The organism is Citrobacter sp. Cb041 (genome assembly GCF_030336655.1).
GTDB classification, from domain to species: Bacteria; Pseudomonadota; Gammaproteobacteria; order Enterobacterales; family Enterobacteriaceae; genus Citrobacter; species Citrobacter braakii.
This window is the reverse complement of the sequence record NZ_JAOWDD010000028.1, coordinates 13,025-35,649: the sequence shown is the minus strand read 5'-3', so window position 1 is coordinate 35,649 and position 22,625 is coordinate 13,025. Positions and strand designations below refer to the sequence as shown.

Sequence of the window (22,625 nt, the reverse complement as noted above, 5' to 3'; positions counted from 1 at the left end):
CGACAGTGCGGGCGTTGAAAACTTTTTAGATTAGCGACCCGAGATCGGCGGAACGAACACTACGCCCATATCCCACGGCTGCTCAATCCAGGTATCCTGAGGGATATCAACAACATAATCATTCACCAGCGGGCGACCTGCCGGCTTAGCGAAAATAGTGACGAAATGCGCTTTAGGGTACATTTCGCGGATCGCTACGGCGGTACCACCGGTGTCAACCAGGTCATCAATTACGATGAAACCTTCACCGTCGCCTTCGGCACGCTTCAGCACTTTCAGTTCGCGCTGGTTGTCGTGATCGTAGCTGGAGATGCATACGGTATCGACATGACGAATACCCAATTCACGCGCCAGCAATGCGCCCGGCACCAGACCACCACGGCTAACGGCAATAATGCCTTTCCATTGTTCAGAAGGCATCAGGCGGCTTGCCAGTTTACGTGCATGGATCTGCAACATGTCCCAGGTGACGACGTATTTTTCGCTCATGTGAAGTGTCCCAGCCTGTTTATCTACGGCTTAAAAAGTGTTCGAGGGGGAAATAGGTTGCGCGAGATTATAGAGATCTGACGCACTAAAAACCAGTGTTTCGCGGAATCCGCGCCTCTTTTTGCATGCTTTATGCTAGCCGTCAGCGGAGAAAGTGGTATTCTCAATCGCATCGCGCAAGCCTGACTTGTGATGTTTTTAATTCTGCTAACCCTGTGGCCTGCAAGCAAGTTTTGTAGGACATCGCCAAGGAGACTCAACGTGTCTGAACTGTCTCAGTTATCCCCGCAACCGCTGTGGGATATTTTTGCCAAAATCTGTTCTATTCCTCATCCGTCCTACCATGAAGAGCAGCTCGCTGAACACATTCTGAGCTGGGCCCAAGAGAAAGGTTTCCACGTCGAGCGCGATCAGGTCGGTAATATCCTGATTCGCAAACCCGCTACCGCAGGAATGGAAAACCGCAAGCCGGTCGTTCTGCAAGCGCACCTGGATATGGTCCCGCAGAAAAATAACGACACCGTGCACGACTTCACTAAAGATCCTATCCAGCCTTATATTGACGGCGAATGGGTAAAAGCCCGTGGCACCACGCTGGGTGCGGATAACGGCATCGGTATGGCGTCCGCACTGGCCGTTCTGGCTGATGACAACGTGGTACACGGTCCGCTCGAAGTGCTGCTGACCATGACCGAAGAAGCAGGTATGGATGGCGCGTTTGGTCTGCAGGCTAACTGGCTGCAGGCAGATATCCTGATCAACACCGACTCTGAAGAAGAAGGTGAGATCTATATGGGTTGCGCAGGCGGTATCGACTTTACCTCTAACCTGCCGCTGTCCCGTGAAGCAATCCCGGCTGGCTTCCAGAGCTTTAAGCTGACGTTGAAAGGCCTGAAAGGCGGTCACTCCGGTGGCGAAATCCACGTTGGTCTCGGTAACGCTAACAAGTTGCTGGTACGCTTCCTGGCGGGTCACGCTGAAGAGCTGGATCTGCGTCTGGTTGATTTCAACGGCGGTACGCTGCGCAACGCGATTCCGCGTGAAGCCTTTGCCACCCTCGCAGTGGCGGCAGATAAAGTTGATGCGTTAAAAGCGCTGGTCAACACCTACCAGGAAATCCTGAAAAACGAACTGGAAGCCAAAGAGAAGAACCTGGCTCTGCTGCTGGATGCCGTTACTCACGACAAAGCCGCGCTGACCACTCAGTCTCGCGACAGCTTCGTACGTCTGCTGAACGCCACCCCGAACGGTGTTATCCGCAACTCAGACGTAGCCAAAGGCGTGGTAGAAACCTCCCTGAACGTCGGCGTTGTAACCATGACTGACGACAACGTTGAAATTCACTGCCTGATCCGTTCCCTGATCGACAGCGGTAAAGACTACGTGGTAAGCATGCTGGATTCACTGGGTAAACTGGCTGGCGCGAAAACCCAGGCCAAAGGCGGATACCCTGGCTGGCAGCCGGATGCTAACTCTCCGGTTATGCACCTGGTTCGCGAAACCTACCAGCGTCTGTTCAACAAAACGCCAAACATCCAGATCATTCACGCCGGTCTGGAATGTGGCCTGTTCAAGAAACCGTATCCGGAAATGGACATGGTTTCCATCGGGCCAACCATCACCGGTCCGCACTCCCCGGATGAGCAGGTTCATATCGAAAGCGTTGGTCACTACTGGACGCTGCTGACTGAACTGCTGAAGTCGATTCCGGCGAAGTAAGATTCTGCGCTAAATGCCGGATAGCGCTGCGCTTATCCGGCAATCCATCAGAGTCACAGCCCCAACAGCAGCTGTCTTTCCAGTTGGGGATCCAGCAGCGTGACGTGTAATCCCACCAGCCTCACGCCTCGCCCTCCCCGACGTTCTTCCCAGGTTTTACGCGCCGTCGCAATTAAGTCATCTTTATTTAAGCGCGGCCAGACGTGCTCCTGCGTGGTCTGCTGAAAATCATTAAACTTGAGTTTTATCCCCTGGCGAGCAATAAGGAGATCCGGCTTTACCTTGGCCAGACGCCGTTCCAGTTCGGGATAAAGCCGCTCAATAATCGCCTCGCATTCTGACCACTCATGAATATCTTCCGCCAGCGTGCGCTCCACACCGACGGATTTGCGCAGTCTGTCGTTGTTAACGTCCCGCTCGTCAATGCCCTGGCTTCGCTCCCACAGCACGCGACCAAACTTACCAAAACGTTTGAGCAGCATTGCCAGGTCGTATTTTTGAACATCCTCGCAGGTACGCAATCCCATTGATTCCAGCTTCGCGGCGGAGACTTTGCCGACGCCGGGAATTTTGCCGAGCGGTAACGTTTTGAGAAATTCAGGAACATCGGCAGGGGTAATCACATATTGCCCGTTGGGCTTGTTGAGATCGGAGGCTATTTTTGCCAAAAATTTAACCGGCGCAATCCCGGCAGAAGCGGTTAGCTGCAGCTCGTTAAAAATCGTCTGGCGGATCTCCTGGGCGATCAGCGTGGCAGAACCGTGGCAGTGGGTGCTGTCGGTTACATCCAGATAGGCTTCATCCAGCGACAGGGGTTCAATCAGCGAGGTATAGCGCGAGAAAATCGCCTGAATCTGGCGGGAGGCTTCTTTGTAGGCCTCGTAGCGACCGGGTAATAAGGTAAGATGCGGGCATAGCTTTAACGCCATTCCCGTTGGCATCGCGCTACGCACGCCAAATTTGCGCGCCGGGTAATTGGCTGTACTGATAACCCCCCGGCGCTCCCGGCTGCCGCCGATGGCAATGGGAATGTCACGCAGAGCGGGGTTATCGCGCATTTCCACCGCTGCGAAAAAGCAGTCCATATCAACATGTATGATTTTGCGCATCACTCGCCTCCCACAACACTGTTTAAGTATACAGTATTTTTATAGTGTGAGAAGTATGATTATTCCTTACGCCGGACCATTCATGACGAAGCGGGCATCGCACAGGTAACGCACAATATCCTTTTTCGTATGTTCTGCGGGATTACCCGCCGTACTGACAAACAGTTTATTCACTTTGCGAACATTTGCCCGCAGCAGTTTTTCGACTGTCATCAGGCGGAAGGCATCATTTTCAACGCAGAAAAGCTCGTAGTCGCCCAGACGTTCACCACAAATTTCACAGTGATTCATCCAGTAACGTAGCCCGGTGGTTTTACTTTTATCGAGGTAGTAATTGCTGGCTTTGATGTTCTTTTTTATCTCTTCAGGCAGAGAATTAATGTGGAACAAAAAGCTGTTACGCCTGACCGACTGCCAGCCCTGACCATCCTGATTTTTCTTAATAAAGCGGGTAAACATCACGCCATGGATGCGGGTAATTTGGTGGCAGCTCCAGCAGTGCATCTTCGAGGTAATCACCAGATAGTACGGCGCGACAATATTAAAATTGTCGGTGTCGTAGACATAGTCACGAAGCGCCCCGTTTAGCTCGTGGGGTTCGGTGTACCAGATACCTGAAACCTTGTCGAAATGCGCCCCCTGGCAGGCTACATCAGTGACGTTATCAGTATGAATCTCCAATGGAATAATATGGGTTACATCTATCACATTGCCTTCCTGAGGAATAAATTGCCCCCACATTGCGTGGGGGACGGGAACAGAATTAATGAGTGACGGGAGCAGATTGCTGACGTAAAGAAGTCACCTGCTTTTGCTTGTCCAGCTTATCCACCAGCGGTTGCACAACCTTCTCTCCCTGCTGGCCAAAATATTGATACAACGTATCGGAAGCGCTTTGCGTCAGCACCATGATCTCAATGCGACGGTTCCCGGCACTTTCCGGGTTTTTCGCATCCAGCAGCATTTGGTCCGCCATCGCGCTGACCTGCATGACTTTATTCTGCGGCATTCCGGCATCCTCCAGCACGCGTCGCGCCGACAAAGCGCGGTCGCCGGAGAGGTTCCAGTTGTTGTAAATGTTACTCTTATAGCTCATCGCATCTGTATGCCCGGTGATGATTATCTTGTTATCCAGCGAGTCAAACACGGGAGTCAGTTCGACCAGCAGCGATTTAAAGAACGGCATAATCCTGGCGCTACCGCGCTCAAACATATTGCGATTCTGGTCATCTTTAATCAGTACGCGCAGCCCCTGAGGAACAATCTCCATCTCAAGGTTAGTTTCCATATGCGCATTGCGGGCGATAACGTTAATGTCGGTCGCCAGTTCGCCCAATTCGCGGGCTGATTTTTGTTTCAGCAGCACCGCTTTTTCATTCACATCCAGCGCCTTTTTCGCGTTCTCTTCCGTAATTTTCGCCGTCTCCTGCGGGTTGACGGTTTTATCGAGTTTGTTGCGCGTGACGTTTTTCTTCTGCGCTCCCGGCGCTATCGGCTGCTTGCCCAGCTTATTTAACGGCGCCATACCGCCACCGTTAAAGATTGACTGACCATGCAGCGCCGCCACGATATTTTCGCGGTCAGCTTTACTGACGCTGTTCACAATCAACTTTATCGTGGTTACCAAGGGTGCCGAGCGTATCTCCGAGGTTTCGGCCCGCTTTACGCTGGACGCCATGCCCGGGAAGCAGATGGCGATCGATGCCGATCTGAACGCAGGCCTGATTAATCAGGCCCAGGCGCAGGCGCGACGTAAAGATGTGGCGGGCGAAGCGGATTTCTATGGCGCAATGGACGGTGCGTCGAAGTTCGTGCGCGGTGATGCCATCGCCGGGATGATGATCCTGGCCATCAACCTGATAGGCGGCGTCTGTATCGGTATTTTTAAATACGATTTAAGCGCCGAAGCCGCATTCCAGCAATACGTACTGATGACCATCGGCGACGGTCTGGTTGCCCAGATCCCATCTCTGCTGCTGTCGACGGCGGCAGCGATTATCGTTACTCGCGTGAGCGACAGCGGTGATATCGCCACAGACGTGCGTAGCCAACTGCTGGCCAGCCCCTCCGTACTTTATACCGCCACCAGCATTATGTTTGTACTGGCGGTGGTACCGGGAATGCCGCATTTCCCGTTCCTGGTGTTCAGCGCCCTGATGGGTTTCACCGCCTGGCGTATGAGCAAGCGCCCGAAGGTGGCTGAAACTGAAGAGAAAAATCTTGAGACGCTGACCAAAACCATTGTTGAAACCACTGAGCAACAGGTCAGTTGGGAAACTATCCCTTTGATCGAGCCAATCAGCCTGAGCCTGGGGTACAAGCTGGTGTCGCTGGTAGACAAATCCAAAGGGAATCCGCTCACTCAACGTATTCGCGGTGTACGGCAGGTTATCTCAGACACTAACGGCGTGCTGCTCCCGGAAATTCGCATCCGCGAAAACTTCCGTCTAAAACCGACCCAGTACGCCATTTTTATCAATGGGATCAAGGCTGATGAGGCTGATATTCCCTCAGATAAGTTGATGGCGCTGCCCTCCAGTGAAACGTATGGCGAGATCGATGGTGTTTTAGGCCACGATCCGGCCTATGGTATGCCGGTGACGTGGATTGTCCCGGCGCAAAAAGCCAAAGCGCTAAATATGGGATATCAGGTCATTGATAGTGCCAGCGTCATTGCGACGCATGTAAATAAGGTCATTCGCAACTTTATTCCCGACCTGTTTAACTACGATGATATTACCCAACTGCATAACCGCCTCTCTTCGATGGCCCCCCGTCTGGCGGAAGATCTGAGCGCGGCGCTGAATTACAGCCAGCTCTTGAAGGTTTATCGGGCGCTGCTGGTCGAAGGCGTGCCGCTGCGCGATATCGTTACCATTGCCACCGTACTGGTCGCCAGTAGCGCCGTCACTAAAGATCATATTCTGTTGACGGCAGATGTGCGTCTGGCGCTCCGTCGCAGCATTACCCATCCGTTTGTGCGCAAAGATGAGCTGGCGGTCTACACGCTGAATAATGAGCTGGAGAATCTGCTGGCTAATGTAGTGAATCAGGCTCAGCAAAGCGGCAAAGTGGTGCTCGATAGCGTACCCGTCGATCCTAATATGCTGAATCAGTTCCAGACCAATATGCCGCAGATTAAAGAACAGATGAAAGCCGCGGGTAAAGAGCCGGTACTGCTGGTCGCACCGCAGCTACGTCCTCTGCTTGCGCGCTATGCGCGCCTGTTTGCACCAGGCTTACAGGTGTTGTCATATAACGAAGTTCCGGATGAGCTGGAATTAAAGATTATGGGGGCGTTGAGTTAACCCCTGACGAGGCGGTGCCATTCGCACCGCCTTTTTGATTACAGAATGGTATTTTCCGTCAGAATACGACGAGCGCCGAGATAATGATCCTGCCAGAAGTCATCGGATAAATTGCTCACCCGAATCGTTTCTCCCGTACGCGGCGATTCAATAAATTGTCCCTGCCCCAAATAGACGCCCATATGATCGGCAATATCCCGACTGTGAATATGAAAGAACAATAAATCACCACGACGAAGGTCGCGATTAGCGACGATGGTCGCCCGCCGATAGTGATACATTTCATTCGCCGTACGTGGCAATTTTGCTGCCAGAATTTTGTTGTAGGCATAAAAGATCAGCCCGCTACAGTCAAAGCCTTGTTCCGGGCTGGTCCCGCCCCACAAATAGGGTTTACCTAACTGCTGTTCAAGACGGTGGATTGCCACTTCGGTTATGTTGTGCAGATGATCGCTACTGAGAAAATGGTCATTCTCAACCAGCTCCTGCCAGCGCTGATCGCTCGCTTTTAGTGGCCCCGGGAACCACTCCGGGTGCTGTTTAATCAGCGTCCTGTTTTGCTGGCGCAGCGCGCTTTTACTTTGCGCATTACCTTCTACCACATAACTTGCCTGCTTTTTTACCTGCGCGTGGTACTGCTTCAGCAGCCGGGCGCGGTTACGTATGCGTAATTGCGCCGCATAGCTTAAATGGGCGTCAGATAAGAGGGGCTGAACTTTGGCGACAGACGGCGAGGACAACACAACACACAAAGACAGCAGACCCGGCAAAAAGCGTCGGGGCGCAGAGACAAAAGACATGAAAACAACACTACCTAATCAAACACGTTCGCCGCAGTCTACCGCTATTGCCGGGCATTCCATTTTAATATTCGATTATTAAATTATTAATTTTTTAAATTCAATATATTAGGAATTCTGCACTCAGAAGACTTAATGACGTGCGCTAACCCGCAAAATACGTCAGTGTCTGACTGCCTTTAAGCACAATTTTCCGTATAAAGAAAATCTAAAGTGTAAACGCCGCACGAGAGACTTGCGAAAAACTCTCTGGGTGATAATGTGAGCGCTCCAGATCCAGATTTATCCGATTTGGGAACTCTTTTTGCCGTCCTGGCGTGTGTAATCGTTTTATCAAGGAATAAGCAGTATGCGTAAAATCGCATTTTTTCTTGCGATGCTTTTATTGCCGTGCGTTTCATTTGCCGGTTTGCTGAGCAGCAGCAGCCCGACTACGCCTGTCAGCAAAGAATATAAGCAGCAATTAATGGGCTCCCCCGTCTATATCCAGATCTTCAAAGAAGAGCGAACGCTGGATCTGTACGTCAAGATGGGCGAACAGTATCAATTGCTCGATAGCTATAAGATCTGCAATTATTCCGGCGGCTTAGGTCCGAAACAGCGTCAGGGCGATTTCAAAAGCCCGGAAGGGTTTTACAGCGTACAGCGCGGACAGCTGAAACCGGATAGCCGCTTTTATAAAGCGATTAACATTGGTTTCCCTAACGCCTACGACCGCGCACACGGTTATGAAGGTAAATACTTGATGATCCACGGTGCCTGCGTTTCCGTTGGCTGCTACGCAATGACCGACAACGGCATTGATGAGATTTTCCAGTTTGTCACCGGCGCACTGGTGTTTGGGCAGTCCAGCGTGCAGGTTAGCATTTATCCATTCCGCATGACCGATGCCAACATGCAGCGCCATAAGTTCTCGTATTACAAAGAATTCTGGGCGCAGCTAAAGCCTGGCTACGATTACTTTGAACAAACGCGTAAGCCACCGACCGTTTCCGTCGTCGATGGCCGTTACGTTATCAGCAAGCCGTTGAGTCACGAAGTGGTTCAGCCGCAGCTGGCATCAAACTATACGCTCCCCGAGACAAAATAACGCCCACTCGCCTGGCATAATCTTTTGCCAGGTTTCATTGCCGGTTAGCGGCTGAGTGGCAATCACGGTGACCACATCATTGGGTGTGGTCTCTGAGCTAAAATCGATTTCCACATCCTGATCCAGCAGTGTCGCCACGCCAAACGGCGCACGACGGGTGATCCAAAACAGGTTGGTCGAGCAGAAAGCCATCACATAACGCCCGTCAGACAACAGCATGTTGAAGACGCCCTTCTCACGCAATTCTCCTGCCAGCATCGCGATATATTTAAACACTGCCGTCATATTGCCAGGCGTACGCGGATACCGTTCAGTCAGCTTGTGGAGCAGCCAGCAAAAAGCTTTTTCGCTGTCGGTTTCCCCGACCGGACGGAAATTACCGGTTTCCAGCGATTTATAGCCGCTAAGCTGTCCGTTATGAGCGTACGTCCAGTTACGTCCCCACAGTTCACGCGTAAATGGATGGGTATTTTCCAATGCCACTTCGCCACGATTCGCCTGACGAATATGGGCAATCACGGAACAGGATTTGATGGGATAGTCTTGTACCAGTTTGGCGATAGGCGAATTAAAGCTGGGTTGCGGATCTTTAAACGTACGGCAACCCTTACCTTCATAAAACGTAATACCCCAGCCGTCTTTGTGCGGCCCGGTACCTCCGCCGCGCTGAACCAGCCCGGTGAAGCTAAAGCAGATATCGGTTGGCACATTGGCGCTCATCCCGAGCAGTTCGCACATACATCACCTCCACAAACGCCTTTAAGCGGGAAGGCGTAATTGTTGCAGCCAGTTTAGATTCGGACAGCGCGCGGAAACCGGAGCGTACACGTAGTACGTGAGGATTTCGGGCACTGCCCGGATTCAAAATGGCAAATAAAATAGCCTTCTTACTTCACCATCTCTTTTTCGATCAACTGGATCAGGATATGGATCACTTTGATATGAATTTCCTGAATACGGTCAGCATAGCCAAAGTGTGGTACGCGAATTTCGATATCCGCACTACCCGCCATTTTGCCGCCATCTTTACCAGTCAGGGTGATGACTTTCATCCCTTTCTCGCGCGCTGCGGCAATCGCTTTAATCACGTTACCGGAGTTACCCGAAGTAGAGATGCCTAACAGGACATCGCCTTCGCGCCCCACGGCTTCAACGTAGCGGGAGAAGACATAATCGTAACCGAAATCGTTGCTGACGCAGGAGATATGGCTGACATCAGAGATAGCGATCGCCGGGTAGCCAGGGCGGTTTTCGCGATAACGTCCGGTCAGCTCTTCGGCGAAGTGCATCGCGTCGCAATGGGAACCGCCGTTACCGCAAGAAAGTACCTTACCGCCAGCTTTAAAGCTGTCTGCCAACAGGACCGCCGCGCGCTGAATGGCGTGAATATTGGCGTCATCTTTAAGAAAATTAGCCAGCGTTTCCGCCGCTTCGCTCAGTTCGTTACGAATAAGATCCTGGTACATGAGGATATCCTTCAGCATGAATGTAAATGACAAGATGCAGTGTACCGGATAGCGCTACCAGCGAGAAGTACAAGCCACAGGAATGGCTGCGGCTTTTGATTTTTTGTGCCGGTTAAAACAGCAACAATGTGAGCTTTGTTGTAATTATTTTGTAAACACATTGCTAAAAGAATTTACATCCACTACAACCATATCATCACAAGTGGTCAGACCTCCTACAAGCAAGGGAGCTTTTCGTTATGATGATTTTGAGTATTATCGCTACGGTTGTTCTGCTCAGCGTTCTGTTTTATCACCGCGTGAGCTTATTCCTCAGCAGCTTAATTTTGCTCGCCTGGACAGCTGCGCTTGGCGTGGTTGGCCTGTGGTCAATCTGGCTGCTGGTTCCTCTGGCCATTCTCCTCGTACCGTTTAACTTTACGCCAATGCGCAAATCCATGATCTCTGCGCCAGTGTTCCGCGGTTTCCGTAAAGTCATGCCGCCGATGTCGCGCACTGAGAAAGAGGCGATTGATGCCGGTACAACCTGGTGGGAAGGCGACCTGTTCCAGGGCAAGCCAGACTGGAAAAAACTGCATAACTATCCTCAGCCGCATCTGACAGCTGAAGAACAAGCGTTTATTGACGGCCCGGTGGAAGAAGCCTGCCGCATGGCGAACGACTTCCAGATCACCCATGAACTCGCGGATCTGCCGCCGGAACTGTGGGCGTATCTGAAAGAACACCGCTTCTTCGCGATGATCATTAAGAAAGAGTACGGCGGGCTGGAATTCTCCGCATATGCTCAGGCTCGCGTTCTGCAGAAACTCTCCGGCGTTTCCGGGATCCTGGCGATCACCGTTGGCGTACCTAACTCCTTAGGCCCTGGCGAACTGCTGCAGCATTACGGCACCGAAGAGCAGAAGAATCATTACCTGCCGCGTCTGGCACGCGGTCAGGAGATCCCCTGCTTTGCTCTGACCAGCCCGGAAGCGGGCTCCGACGCAGGCGCGATCCCTGATACCGGCGTGGTTTGTATGGGCGACTGGCAGGGCCAGCAGGTGCTGGGTATGCGCCTGACCTGGAATAAGCGTTATATCACGCTGGCGCCTATCGCTACCGTACTGGGTCTGGCATTTAAACTCTCCGACCCGGAAAAACTGCTGGGTGGTGAAGAAGATCTTGGCATTACCTGTGCGCTGATCCCAACGTCAACGCCAGGCGTACAAATTGGGCGTCGACACTTCCCGCTGAACGTGCCGTTCCAGAACGGTCCGACGCTGGGCAAAGATGTCTTCGTGCCGATTGATTACATCATCGGTGGCCCAAAAATGGCCGGCCAGGGCTGGCGCATGCTGGTGGAATGTCTGTCCGTGGGACGCGGTATTACCCTGCCGTCTAACTCGACGGGCGGCGTGAAATCGGTCGCAATGGCAACCGGCGCGTATGCGCACATTCGTCGCCAGTTCAAAATCTCTATCGGTAAGATGGAAGGTATTGAAGAGCCGTTGGCACGTATTGCGGGTAACGCGTACGTGATGGATGCAGCGGCGTCGCTGATTACCTACGGTATTATGCTGGGTGAAAAACCGGCGGTGCTGTCGGCCATCGTGAAGTATCACTGTACCCACCGTGGACAGCAGTCAATCATCGATGCAATGGATATTACTGGCGGTAAAGGCATTATGCTTGGCGAAAGCAACTTCCTCGCCCGTGCTTATCAGGGCGCGCCTATCGCCATTACCGTTGAAGGTGCCAACATTCTGACCCGGAGCATGATGATCTTCGGTCAGGGGGCGATTCGCTGCCATCCGTACGTTCTGGAAGAGATGGCTGCGGCACAGAGTAACGATGTGAATGCGTTCGACAAGCTGCTGTTCAAACACATCGGCCACGTCGGCAGTAACAAAGTGCGCAGCTTCTGGCTAGGCCTGACGCGCGGCTTAACCAGCAGCACGCCAACCGGCGATGCGACCAAACGTTACTACCAGCATCTGAACCGTCTGAGCGCTAACCTGGCACTGCTTTCGGATGTCTCCATGGCCGTACTGGGCGGTAGCCTGAAGCGCCGTGAACGTATCTCCGCGCGTCTGGGCGATGTGTTAAGTCAGCTGTATCTGGCCTCTGCGGTACTGAAGCGTTATGACGATGAAGGCCGTAATGAAGCAGACCTGCCGTTGGTTCACTGGGGCGTTCAGGATGCGTTGTACAAAGCGGAACAGGCGATGGACGACCTGCTGAAAAACTTCCCGAACCGACTGGTCGCGGGCTTGCTGAATGTGGTTATCTTCCCTACCGGTCGCCACTACCATGCACCGTCTGACAAGCTGGATCATAAAGTCGCGAAGATTCTGCAGGTTCCGAGCGCCACTCGTTCTCGCCTTGGCCGCGGTCAATACCTGACGCCGAGCGAGCATAACCCGGTAGGTTTGCTGGAAGAGGCTTTGCTGGATGTGATTGCAGCCGACCCTATCCACCAGCGGATCTGCAAAGAGCTGGGTAAAAACCTGCCGTTTACCCGCCTGGATGAACTGGCACACAATGCGCTGGCTAAAGGGCTGATTGATAAAGACGAAGCCGCAATTCTGGTGAAAGCCGAAGCGAGTCGTCTGCGTAGCATCAACGTGGATGACTTTGAACCCGAGGCGCTGGCGACTCAGCCGGTAAAGCTGCCAGAGAAGGTGCGTAAAGTCGAAGCAGCCTGAATATCGGCGAAATAAAAAGCGGAGCTGAAGCTCCGCTTTTTTGCTTACACATTAGTTGTAGTTAAACGCATCAGGATGATTTTGCAGGCTCCCGCTCAGCGCAGCGAACAGTACCGTTTTACCATCGATTGACAGCTCGTCGCTCACGTTCAGCCACGTTAGTTTCTCTCGTGAGGTTTTCTCATCAACCGTTGAGAACACCCCCATCATCTGCTGTGACTTTTCTGACCACAGCACCGCAATACGTTCTGCACTGCAATCATGCGGTTTGCACGCGCTCAGAACCTGGTATGATTCGCCACCCAGCTTCACCGTCTGCGTCGGGGAAGATGTTCCCCCTTTATTGATCCATGCGGGCAATTTATTCCCTTCCACCATTTGGCTGTACGCTGCTTTTGTCGCATCATCTTTCGCCAGAGTGCTCAGGTTAATATCGCTTTGCGCCATTGCACCTGTTGCCACGACCATCGTAGCGATAGTGGTTAATATCTTTAGCATTTTTCCTCCTTGGCCGATCCCCGCATTATTCTGCCTGTAAATGGTGGTTGGAGATACTGATAAATGCAAATCAGCGGTTTCTGGAAAATGGCCTTTCAAGATGTCCCCCACCCACACACTCCGCGAATAAGATGTTAGAGTTAACTTAAGCCCACAACGAGGAGTTTGGTACTGTGTCTGGTTTGAAGATTACTCTCTTGCAACAATCTTTGGTCTGGATGGATGGTCCGGCTAACCTGCGCCATTTCGACCGCCAACTGGAAACCGTCACCGGACGTGATGTCATTGTGTTACCTGAAATGTTTACCAGCGGATTTGCCATGGAAGCGGCAAGCAAATCGCTGCCGCAGGAAGAGGTTGTCAGTTGGATGCGCACTAAGGCGCAACAGACGAACGCCCTTATAGCAGGCAGCGCCGCTCTCCTGTCTGAACGTGGGCCGGTAAACCGCTTTTTGCTGGTCGAACCCGAAGGTAATGTCCATTTCTATGACAAGCGCCACCTGTTCCGCATGGCGGATGAACATCAACATTATCAGGCGGGGGACGCGCGGGTTATTTTTGAATGGCGCGGCTGGCGCATTCTGCCGTTGGTCTGTTATGACCTGCGTTTTCCGGTATGGTCGCGCAACCGCAACGATTACGACCTGGCATTGTATGTCGCCAACTGGCCGGCGCCTCGTTCGCTACACTGGCAGGTTCTGCTCACCGCGCGGGCAATTGAGAACCAGGCTTATGTAGCAGGATGTAACCGCGTGGGTACTGACGGTAACGGCCATCATTATCGCGGTGACAGCCGGGTGATTAATCCACAGGGTGAGATTATTGCCACCGCCGAGCCGCATCAGGCTACGCGCATTGACGCTGAACTGTCACTCTCGGCGCTGCGCGAGTACCGCGAGAAATTCCCCGCCTGGCAGGACGCTGACCCGTTCACGCTGTAGATATCGCCTTCTTCCCGCTGCACAACGTTTTCCGTAGCGGGATTGTTTCACTCCGTAACCAACCGCAAAACAAATTCGCGTGGCGACATGCTTCGGGCATCGTATTCTGCAAAGGATAATCACTCGTCACCAGCGAGTGACAGACAATGTTAATAATTCCCTTATCAGGATCCCGAAATGAAGAACTTCGTACGCATGACTTTGCTGGCGGCAACCGTGGCTGGCGCTTCTTTTAGCACGCTTGCAGCAAACGTATCCAATGTACCCGCACCAGCTCAGGACCCGGTAGTTCAGCACCTTAAACTGAGCACTGACCAGGTTGCGCAAATCAAAAAACTGCACCAGCAGCTCGAAACCAACGTTAGCCAGATATCGGTGAAGGATGTTAAAGACGGCGCGTTGATTGACGTCATCAAGTCCGGGAAATGGGATGAAGCCGCCGTCAAAAAACAGCTTTCCGCGTTCAGCAATATCGAACAGCAGGCGCGTTATTACCGCGTGAAATACTATTTCGACCTGAACAAAGTACTGACCCCAGAACAGCGCCAGCAGGTGCAAAAAGATATCGCACAGACGCTGAGCGAATAATGACCATGGCCTGAATCAGCAATGATTCAGGCCTTTCGGTAATACTTCCTGCTCGAACAAAAATCCCTGTACAGCATCTGCGCCGCTCATACGGCAAATGGCATAATCCTGCGGCGTTTCCACCCCCTCGATCACAACCCGTTCTCCCAGCCCGCGAAATTGATTGACCAGTACCCTTAACTGCCAATCCGACGTCCTGAACTGATGAAACATTCCGCTTTCAATTTTGATGGCATCGAAACGGATGCCAGACAGTCGCCAGACAAAAAATAGCTCAGGCGAAACATCATCCAGCCACACGCGAAACCCGTGACGCACCAGGGTTTTAACGGCAATGCATACGGCCTGCTGTTCTGCCTTTTCCAGTCGCATCATGGTGCCAGGATCCTGTATTTCGATAACAATCCGCCCCTGATGCGCCTGCCGGGCGAGCTGCGCAATCCACGACAGACAGGTCAGCATCCTGACGGATAAATTCAGCGAATAACTTCCTGAGAGTGCCAGTACCTGCCGCATTTGCCACAGAAATAGCTGCTGTTTTGCGGTGATGGAAAGGTGCTTGAAAAAAAGATCGAGCGGTAGCGGCGTGCGTACCTGACTTAACACCTCACAGACATCCAGCGATGCATCATCAAAAAAATGGATGCGCTGCAAACGGATCCCGGTGATCCGCAGCAGCTCGGCGTTGCGGGGAAGCTCTGGCACATGGCGGGTCTGTTCGCTGAATCTGTTCATATCATTCCATTTTTTGATTGAAAGGACGTCGTGCATCCTGCAGCCACGGGATACGGCGATCGTTCGGGTATGTCAGGTAAAAGCGCGTCGCCAGACGATGCGCCTCAGGTAGGTCGCGCTGCTGTAACGCCAGCAAGATTTGCGTGAAGGAGACATTCGGGTCTGGGTGAACACGCACATAGTCAGGCGCCCAGCGGCGAACCGCTTCCAGCCAGCGAGCGTCCCGGGTACGCTGATACCGTTGCAGATACCCCATCTGAACATCAAACCGGTAGCGAGGGGCAAGGAGCCAGCCTCCTACCGGGAGCGACTCGGCCAGACGCCACTGCGCTGACTGTCGCTCCGCCAGCGTCAACTGCTGTTGCGTGTGCAGTGAGAGAAGCAACAATGGCGTGAAGGTTAAAAATGAGATCAATGCCAGCGCACGAATCAGCGACGTCGACGTAAGCGTCAGGCGAGCCACTTTTAGCGGGCTATCTGCACAACGAAGCAGCAGGACCAGCAGTAACCAGTGTGGTGTTGACTGCCTGACGGGGTATTCCGTCAACATATGAATGACCACCGGCAGCGCCGCCACCAGACAAGCGCGACGCCAACGATTTCCGTGCATCCACAGCCAGAACCCCCCCGTAATAAAGCACAGCGCCCCCGCCAACCCAACCAGGCCGCCCTCCACCAGCCACAGCACCAGCTCATTGTGCGGATGCGAGATGCTGCTCAGCCCCAACGGCCCCGCGCGTTCGAGAAACACGGCGGCAAAACTGCCCACGCCCCACCCCGTCCACGGGCGTTCGGCAAATAATGCCAGTGACGTTTTAAGCACCGTCCAGCGCACCTGGGAAGTGGTCAGGTGATCGACTGTAGCAACGGACAAAAAATGGCGAGCGAGCGTGCCCGCCACCATGCCTAACGCCAGCGGCAGCAAAAGTAGCAACAACATACGGCGTTGCGCCGGGAAAACCACCAGCAGCAAGACTTCACCTACCACCACAGACACATAGCCGGTTTGCGACTGGGATTCATGCAGCACAAAGCCCATCATCACCAGGGCAATCCCGATGACAATTCGATATCTGTCGCGTAGCCGTAAAAAGAGCGGAGCTGACAGCAGCACACCAGATGCAGTGAAGCTGGCCATCAGATTGACCTGCTGAAAAATACCGTAGGGCCGCGTACCGCGTCGCCAGGCAAACTCCCAGTAATCAACACCCGGCAAATGCCAGTACTGATACAAAAACGCCAGACATTCGATGACGCACGCCCCCCATAGCAGAGTCAGCAGTACCGTCAGGGTGTTTGCCGCAAGCGGAATCTGCAATGTCACCAGATAGACGAGCACGCCTCCCAGCAGCGCCCCTGCGACCAGCTGCGCCTCGAACTGCCAGACGCCAGGCGTCAGCAGACAAAGCAGCGTCAGGATGAGCGCCCCCATCGAAAAAACCGTGGCGGGGACAGTGATGCGCCAGCGTTGACGAGGAACCAGCACTGATGCGCTTGCAGCCAGCACAACGGCATAAATCCAGCTCGTAATATTAAGCGGCAACGACAGACCGCTGCCGCCGTTATTCAGCCAGTAGAGATGCATTCCCCCACACCAGAAAAACAGACTAATAACGAGCAATAATTTCTGCGCAGGCAGCGGGGCAATACGATTCAGTGCGTTCATCATGCTACTGGTAGTTCAGTGTCCAGGTTCCGCTGGCGCTGAACGGACCGTATTCGAGAGACTGATTTTTTATCGCCGACGGCTCTGCTGCGACCCACGCCCAAAAATTTAGCGTCATCGAGCCTGCAGTTATCTCTTTGACTGACGTGCTCTCATCAAGGCGAATTGCCGTGCCGTCCTCTTCGCTCATCCCAATACCGATCCCTGTCGCGCCGCCCTGTTCACTGCTATCCAGCGCCAGATGATCGTCCAGTTCAGCATCCTCACTACCACTGAAAGTGACCGAGATCCCGCGAAAAACCTCGGGGTTGCAGTCGCGTAGCTGAATGCTGAATTTTTCCGGCTTACTGCGCCCCGAAAGATAGAGATCCTGCGTTGCGATTTGCCCGAAATCGACCTCGATTTTGTCGCCTCCTGGTGCTAGGCTGCAGGCCAGCGCTCTAATAGTGCCGTGAAAATACATATCGCCGCCGACCAGTTTGGTGTCGGCCTGCGCCATGCCGCCAAGCAGTAGCACGCCGATCGCGAATAACGCCGAACATCTCATGGCATCCCCCTACTGAAACTGCGCAACAACGGTGGCAGAGGCTTCAAACTCACCTTCCTTAACGCTTCCCACGCCCGGCTTTGCCACCGGTGCAGCGGTGAGATTCCAGTCGCCCTGATTCTGGTAAAAACCTTTCACGTTATAGAATTGATTGGGCACGACGGTGCCACCGCTCTCGTCTTTAAGCATAATGCCGAGATCGTCGCGCTTTTGTCCGCCGCTCAGCGTGCCGAGGAGATGATCGTTGAACCCCGCCGTGCCTGACGCCGTGGTCGTTTGCACGCCAAGATTAATGTTCAGCGCGCCCTGATCGAAGCTGCCGCCTTCACAAACAACATGAATGGGGATCGACTTGCTGTAGTTAGTGCCATTGAGCCGGGCAGCGGATCCTGGCAGATCGCCAAACTCAATACTGATTTTGTCTCCCCGGTTGAAGGTGCATTTGTCCGGTACGGTAATCAGCCCGGATTTAATCACCACACGGGAAATCGCCGTAGTGGGCGTAGCTCCCGCGCTCCCCATGCGCCCGGCTACCTCCACCAGCGATTGGGAAGTGATATTGATGCCGTTGATAATGGGTTTAGTGACAATAAACGTCACTTTCCCTTTTGAACCACTTTCAACGTTAGTGGCGCGCGTGTAGCCCTTGCGCTTTTTGCAAGTGTTATTGCTGTTGCGGTTTGAAACGTTGGTAAAAGGCGCCTGAACATACTGTTTATAGCCCCCGGCAACCCACACCTGCACTTCCACATCCAGATACTCATTTAGCCGAAAACGGTTCGCCCCCTGATTTGAAGGCGGCATCGTAGTCGTGGTGGTGTAGTAAATCGGCGACCGGGAGATGTCAGCCTGCTCGCAATAGAAATTCACCACATACCAACTGCCCAGATTCCAGGTAAACGGATCCGTTCTGCCACCCACGTGGTTTTTACTGACATCCAGCGAACTCAGTTCGATATCGTACTGATGCGGCGACCCGCCCTCCGGCTCACCTTCCCCCTGTGTAAATGCCTGCCCGGCCAGTGGACAGCCAGCCAGGGCAACCCACAACAGCGCTTTGCGTAATACGCTCATAGATACTCCAGCTTAAGTCTCACCAGGCCGTTAAATTCTCCGGCAGTCACCTCTGGCCCAAAAGATTCCAGCGTGGCCAGAAAGTGAATGGCGTTATCGCCTGGTTTGAGGATCCACATCCGTTGCGGTTGGTTCAGATGGATCAGCTGATTACGCTCGGTCAGTAGCCGAATGCCCGCGCCGCGCACATCACCACGAATACGCCCCAGGTCACTGTTTTCAGGCGCGCCATCGGCCATCAGCGTCATCGAAACGCCACGTTCCACCGTGCTGTGCGCCAGCTCAGGCATTTCGCTGGTCTGCCCGGGGAAATCCCTCAGGGTATGACCAGAGCCCTTTAAGCAGCCGTTCAGGTACAGCGTGACCAACACCGGTTCGCTGCGATCGCCGCCCTGGCGAAACCGACTGGCGGAAATATCACCAAGATTGATGGTCTGATCGCGTGAGGCCATATCCAGCACGCACGGCGACACGTAGACCCGACCATGAAAGCGGACGTTGCCATACTCACCGGACACGTTGCTCATATCCTGCCGACCGCTGGTGGCCTGAACCTGCCAGGCCATGCCCGCCATCAGCAGGGCGCAAAGCATCTTTTTCATTTACGATTCCTGTTACCGGGGCTGTTGCTCCATCGGCAATGCTTTACATACATTGCCTGTGCAGCTGAATTTCAGTTCGGGATGACCGCCAAAATCGTTCACGTACATCATGCTGAACTGGCTGACGCTGCCGTCCGTGACGCTAAAATCGAGAGAGGATTTTGGTGAGACCATAACGCCGGGGAAGTCGGTCAATCGGCCGCCTCCCTGCGCTTCTGGCTTGCGGCTTAAGCCGATTAAGGTGACGAAGTAAGGCGTTGGGTTATCCACACTCCAGCGCTGGCCCTGCTTGTGAAAGACCAGTTGGTTTTGCCACACTGCGCCCGGCGTTTCCGGCACAATGGCGGCCGGACGGTAGAACAATTTGATGCGCGACTGCATCGCCAGTTGCAGCACGTTCGGCTTATCCGGTTTAGGCGGAATTTCACGTACGTTCAGGTAGAACAAGCTCTCGCGATCCTGCGGCAGGGCGTTGATCCCGCTGGTTTTCGTCACGCGGGCAATTCCCTTTTGCCCGCCGTTAATTCGTTGCAGCGGCGGTAAGACCATCAGCGGCGAGGTAATTTTTGTTCCGTTGGCATCTTCCACCCACGACTGAGCCAGAAACGGAATGCTCGGGCTGGTATTGGTTAAGTTCGCACTGACTGAGCGCACATCACCCGTGATGATCATGCGGGTACGGTCGAGCGCAATACCCGCCCATGAGGTGTTGATCTCTGCAATCAAAAGCAGGCCACAGGCCACGGGTTTAAGCCAACGCTGCACGGAGTAAAAAGCTTGATTATTCATGACAAAATTCATTCAGGTTATTGAAATTATTCACAAGGCAACAGCACGTTACCTTCCGGGTTGATTTGTTGTGGCACCTGTAAGTGGCACTGCGCACGGCCAGCCCAGGCAACGGAAAGACGCTCAGCCGGATTCACACCCGCAATCCAGGCCATACCGTTTTCCATTACCATGGCGACGCTAACGCCGTTAGCGTTAAACACTTCGGCGCCAAACGGCGGTACCGAACCATCCTTCAGGCGCAGCAGCGCCATCATTTTTTGCCCCTGCGCCACGGCAAAATGCTGGTAGCCAATCGCACCTTCCGTCAGGGTGTTGGTCACGATGGCTTTAGTCGCGGAAATGTCCTCGTCCATTGCGTCCACATCGATACGGGTATCAAAGCTGTGATAGCTAACGACGTCCGGTACGACGGCAATACCGAAGCGGTTTGAGTGCGCCTGTTCACCGTTCAGCGGCACGTTCGCCACCCCGTCGGTATCAACCATCACTCTGGCGGTATTCATCGACGCCTGGCTGTTGTGCAGCGCCGCACCGTGACGCGTCGCGGTAAAACCGCCGCGCATCGTGCCACCCACGGAGAAATAACGTGATTGCTGCCAGCTGACGTTAGATTCCAGTTCCGCCATCATGCTGCGGTGCTTGTAATAGCCATCAAACGCCGTACGCCCTTCACCGGAAACCCCTGTGCGCAAACGCCACGGATTGTTACGGTCGCGGTTATCGGAATACGAAACCATCTGGCTGGTCTGGTTGCCGCTGTTCTGCAATTCGTAATCCATAGAGCGGCCATCGCTCCATGGCACCGAGATTGAAAGCGAAAGACTGTCGTCTCGTTTGCCCTGATACTCAGAGCGGTAAGCTGCAACGTTGGCGCTGATCCCCTGGATGCCAGCAAATGAAAAGCTGTGCCCCATCGATAATCCGTAACGATCCTGGGAACCGCGATCCCAATAGTTCTGGTGGGTATAGGTCAGGTACAGCGTGGTCGCTAATAGTGGATCGTCAGCAAAGAAGGTTTTGTTGCCGGTGATGGTGTACATCTCTTTTTCGTTGCCGGCACTGTTGTTATTTTCATACTGCTCGTCGAGAAACTGCGAGAAAGTGCGGAAGTTACGCTGTGAGAAGCGGTAACCGGCAAAGGTGATGGCGCTGTTGTACTCATCAAAAGTTTTGGCGTAGCTGAGCTTAAAAGACATGCCTTTTTGTTCAGCCTGATGCTTTACCCGACTCACGGATTGCGTCGCATCAGCCGACAGCGCCCCCAGCCAGCTCAAGTCCCGCCCAATCCCCATCGACCAGGCGTTATAGCGATCGCCAGTGAGCAGCGCGCCGCCGTACAGCGACCATGCATTGCTGACCCCCCATGAAAAATCACCGCTATAAAACGCAGGCCCCTGAACGTCGTGGTTATAACGCGATGGCTTCCCGACCGCGGCGTTGTAGCGCACATAGCCTGGTCGCGTCAGGTAAGGAATATCGGCTGTATTGACCTGAAAAGTGTGTACGCTGCCATCCTGCTCCTCGACGCGAACATCCAGCGTGCCGCGTACCGAACCGTGCAGATCCTGAATATTAAATGGCCCTGCAGGAACGGTGGTTTGATAGATAACACGGCCCTGCTGACTGACGGTAACCTTCGCATTGCTGCGGGCGATGCCGTGCACTTCAGGCGCGTAGCCCTGCAAATTCGGTGGCAACATACGCTCGTCGCTGGCGAGGTTAGCCCCGGTGAAACGTACCGAATCAAAAACCTGGGAATTCAGGTAGATTTCGCCGACCGTCAGTTTTGCAGCCTGCATCGGCAACGGTCGATAGGCATAGATCTGATCCCAGTCGATACGGCCGCGATTATCATCCGAAGCGTAATTGGCCTGATACTGGCCACGAAATCGCCACGCGCCGAGGTTAAAACCTGTCTGCCCATAGCCAGACAGAGAGCGATAACGATCGCCGCCCTGTTCATAATGTGTGGCCTGGCCCGAGACGCTGTAGTCAAAAATCAGCCCCGCGACGCCGTTATCCCAGCGCTCCGGTGGCGTCCAGTCTGGATCGGTATATTTCATCCACGCCTGAGGCACGATAATGTCCAGTACGCCTGCGCTATTATTCAACGCCACACCCGGCAGGCGGGAAATGTCATAGCAGGTCGCGCTAATCGGATGAATATAGGCCAGCGCCTCTTCTTTGAGCGCCAGTAATTCGAGTTGTTGCGGGGTCAGACATGCCATGGATTTATGCGGGTTGGCAGGATCGACGATATAACGGATCGACTGCTGTGGAATCTCCTGGCTGTTAATACGAACATCCAGCAGATATTCTCCGGGAGTCACAAAGTTGCCTTCGGAAAAACGCTGCAAATCGACATTGTGCCTGTCGCTGGCATCCAGTACGTCGGTATTAAATTCAATGGCCTCATCCGCTTCAGCCCATGAAGAGGCACAGACCAGAGCAATAAAAAGCGCCAGACGTTTTTTATCTGTTTTCAGCGTGATCATTTTCGTTCGCAAACCTTCAGAT

At 53.5% G+C, this 22,625-nt stretch carries 20 protein-coding genes and 1 pseudogene; 6 read left to right on the top strand and 15 right to left on the bottom strand.

Going from position 1 to position 22,625, the window contains the following annotated elements; all coding sequences use genetic code 11:
• Nucleotides 1-30: 30 nt before the first annotated feature.
• On the bottom strand, nucleotides 31-489 hold the full coding sequence (gpt, locus tag OGV52_RS02740; RefSeq protein WP_003031380.1) for a xanthine phosphoribosyltransferase: 459 nt from the start codon (nucleotides 487-489) through the stop codon (nucleotides 31-33).
• Between the two features lie 261 nt (nucleotides 490-750).
• Between gpt and pepD the strand changes: the two genes are divergently transcribed.
• On the top strand, nucleotides 751-2,208 hold the full coding sequence (gene pepD, locus OGV52_RS02735; RefSeq protein ID WP_016151863.1) for a cytosol nonspecific dipeptidase: 1,458 nt from the start codon (nucleotides 751-753) through the stop codon (nucleotides 2,206-2,208).
• Between the two features lie 53 nt (nucleotides 2,209-2,261).
• On the opposite strand, the gene dinB is transcribed toward pepD, so the two are convergent.
• The 3 genes from dinB to lafU all read right to left on the bottom strand — a co-directional run bounded on the left by dinB (nucleotide 2,262) and on the right by lafU (nucleotide 4,995).
• A complete protein-coding gene (gene dinB, locus OGV52_RS02730) occupies nucleotides 2,262-3,317 on the bottom strand; it encodes a DNA polymerase IV (RefSeq protein WP_016155765.1) in 1,056 nt (351 codons plus the stop codon).
• 66 nt (nucleotides 3,318-3,383) lie between these two features.
• Complete coding sequence (locus tag OGV52_RS02725) at nucleotides 3,384-4,025, bottom strand: DNA primase (RefSeq protein ID WP_181220808.1); 642 nt, start codon at nucleotides 4,023-4,025, stop codon at nucleotides 3,384-3,386.
• Between the two features lie 55 nt (nucleotides 4,026-4,080).
• Entirely contained in the window at nucleotides 4,081-4,995 is a 915-nt protein-coding gene (lafU, locus tag OGV52_RS02720; protein WP_071600315.1) for a putative lateral flagellar export/assembly protein LafU, read from the bottom strand.
• On the opposite strand from lafU, the pseudogene OGV52_RS02715 reads away from it, so the two are divergent.
• Nucleotides 4,907-6,625, top strand: a pseudogene (locus OGV52_RS02715) (flagellar biosynthesis protein FlhA); the annotation flags it as partial. The gene lafU and the pseudogene OGV52_RS02715 sit on opposite strands and share 89 nt — an antisense overlap.
• Nucleotides 6,626-6,663: 38 nt before the next feature.
• On the opposite strand, the gene OGV52_RS02710 reads toward OGV52_RS02715, so the two are convergent.
• Nucleotides 6,664-7,425, bottom strand: coding sequence for a C40 family peptidase (locus OGV52_RS02710; RefSeq protein WP_279265249.1), 762 nt, complete (start codon nucleotides 7,423-7,425; stop codon nucleotides 6,664-6,666).
• A gap of 349 nt (nucleotides 7,426-7,774) precedes the next feature.
• Between OGV52_RS02710 and dpaA the strand changes: the two genes are divergently transcribed.
• The gene (dpaA, locus tag OGV52_RS02705) at nucleotides 7,775-8,515 is read left to right on the top strand and encodes a peptidoglycan meso-diaminopimelic acid protein amidase (protein WP_016151817.1); all 741 of its coding nucleotides are present in this window, start codon (nucleotides 7,775-7,777) and stop codon (nucleotides 8,513-8,515) included.
• Here the strand turns inward: dpaA and OGV52_RS02700 are convergent.
• On the bottom strand, nucleotides 8,486-9,253 hold the full coding sequence (locus OGV52_RS02700; RefSeq protein ID WP_016151816.1) for a class II glutamine amidotransferase: 768 nt from the start codon (nucleotides 9,251-9,253) through the stop codon (nucleotides 8,486-8,488). The two genes, dpaA and OGV52_RS02700, sit on opposite strands and share 30 nt — an antisense overlap.
• A gap of 149 nt (nucleotides 9,254-9,402) precedes the next feature.
• Nucleotides 9,403-9,981 carry a D-sedoheptulose 7-phosphate isomerase gene (gene lpcA / locus OGV52_RS02695; RefSeq protein WP_016151815.1) on the bottom strand — a complete coding sequence of 193 codons (579 nt, stop codon included), beginning with the start codon at nucleotides 9,979-9,981 and terminating at the stop codon, nucleotides 9,403-9,405.
• Nucleotides 9,982-10,220: 239 nt separating this feature from the next.
• Here lpcA and fadE point away from each other — a divergent pair, with 239 nt between their 5' ends.
• Entirely contained in the window at nucleotides 10,221-12,665 is a 2,445-nt protein-coding gene (gene fadE, locus OGV52_RS02690) for an acyl-CoA dehydrogenase FadE (RefSeq protein ID WP_016151814.1), read from the top strand.
• Nucleotides 12,666-12,716: 51 nt separating this feature from the next.
• On the opposite strand, the gene ivy is transcribed toward fadE, so the two are convergent.
• Nucleotides 12,717-13,163: an Ivy family C-type lysozyme inhibitor gene (gene ivy, locus OGV52_RS02685; RefSeq protein ID WP_047498493.1), complete on the bottom strand. Its 447-nt coding sequence runs from the start codon at nucleotides 13,161-13,163 to the stop codon at nucleotides 12,717-12,719.
• Between the two features lie 173 nt (nucleotides 13,164-13,336).
• Between ivy and OGV52_RS02680 the strand changes: the two genes are divergently transcribed.
• Together OGV52_RS02680 and OGV52_RS02675 are read left to right on the top strand one after the other, a co-directional pair.
• Nucleotides 13,337-14,104 carry an amidohydrolase gene (locus OGV52_RS02680; RefSeq protein WP_047417078.1) on the top strand — a complete coding sequence of 256 codons (768 nt, stop codon included), beginning with the start codon at nucleotides 13,337-13,339 and terminating at the stop codon, nucleotides 14,102-14,104.
• A gap of 177 nt (nucleotides 14,105-14,281) precedes the next feature.
• Entirely contained in the window at nucleotides 14,282-14,692 is a 411-nt protein-coding gene (locus tag OGV52_RS02675; RefSeq protein WP_016155758.1) for a Spy/CpxP family protein refolding chaperone, read from the top strand.
• Between the two features lie 15 nt (nucleotides 14,693-14,707).
• Here OGV52_RS02675 and OGV52_RS02670 read toward each other — a convergent pair whose 3' ends face one another.
• From OGV52_RS02670 to OGV52_RS02640, 7 genes are read right to left on the bottom strand one after another with little or no spacing between them, the layout of a single operon-like run.
• Nucleotides 14,708-15,427, bottom strand: coding sequence for an EAL domain-containing protein (locus OGV52_RS02670; RefSeq protein ID WP_016155757.1), 720 nt, complete (start codon nucleotides 15,425-15,427; stop codon nucleotides 14,708-14,710).
• A 1-nt stretch (nucleotide 15,428) separates the two neighbouring features.
• Nucleotides 15,429-17,096 (bottom strand): O-antigen ligase family protein, encoded by a 1,668-nt coding sequence (locus OGV52_RS02665; RefSeq protein ID WP_287108048.1) that lies wholly within the window; start codon nucleotides 17,094-17,096, stop codon nucleotides 15,429-15,431.
• A gap of 1 nt (nucleotide 17,097) precedes the next feature.
• Nucleotides 17,098-17,640: a fimbrial protein gene (locus OGV52_RS02660; protein ID WP_049270861.1), complete on the bottom strand. Its 543-nt coding sequence runs from the start codon at nucleotides 17,638-17,640 to the stop codon at nucleotides 17,098-17,100.
• Between the two features lie 9 nt (nucleotides 17,641-17,649).
• Nucleotides 17,650-18,714, bottom strand: coding sequence for a fimbrial protein (locus OGV52_RS02655; RefSeq protein ID WP_287108047.1), 1,065 nt, complete (start codon nucleotides 18,712-18,714; stop codon nucleotides 17,650-17,652).
• On the bottom strand, nucleotides 18,711-19,316 hold the full coding sequence (locus OGV52_RS02650) for a fimbrial protein (protein ID WP_287108046.1): 606 nt from the start codon (nucleotides 19,314-19,316) through the stop codon (nucleotides 18,711-18,713). Before OGV52_RS02650 ends, OGV52_RS02655 begins: the two co-directional genes overlap by 4 nt.
• A gap of 12 nt (nucleotides 19,317-19,328) precedes the next feature.
• The gene (locus tag OGV52_RS02645; RefSeq protein ID WP_053389574.1) at nucleotides 19,329-20,105 is read right to left on the bottom strand and encodes a fimbrial biogenesis chaperone; all 777 of its coding nucleotides are present in this window, start codon (nucleotides 20,103-20,105) and stop codon (nucleotides 19,329-19,331) included.
• A 26-nt stretch (nucleotides 20,106-20,131) separates the two neighbouring features.
• The gene (locus OGV52_RS02640) at nucleotides 20,132-22,603 is read right to left on the bottom strand and encodes a fimbria/pilus outer membrane usher protein (RefSeq protein WP_016155751.1); all 2,472 of its coding nucleotides are present in this window, start codon (nucleotides 22,601-22,603) and stop codon (nucleotides 20,132-20,134) included.
• Nucleotides 22,604-22,625 lie beyond the last annotated feature (22 nt).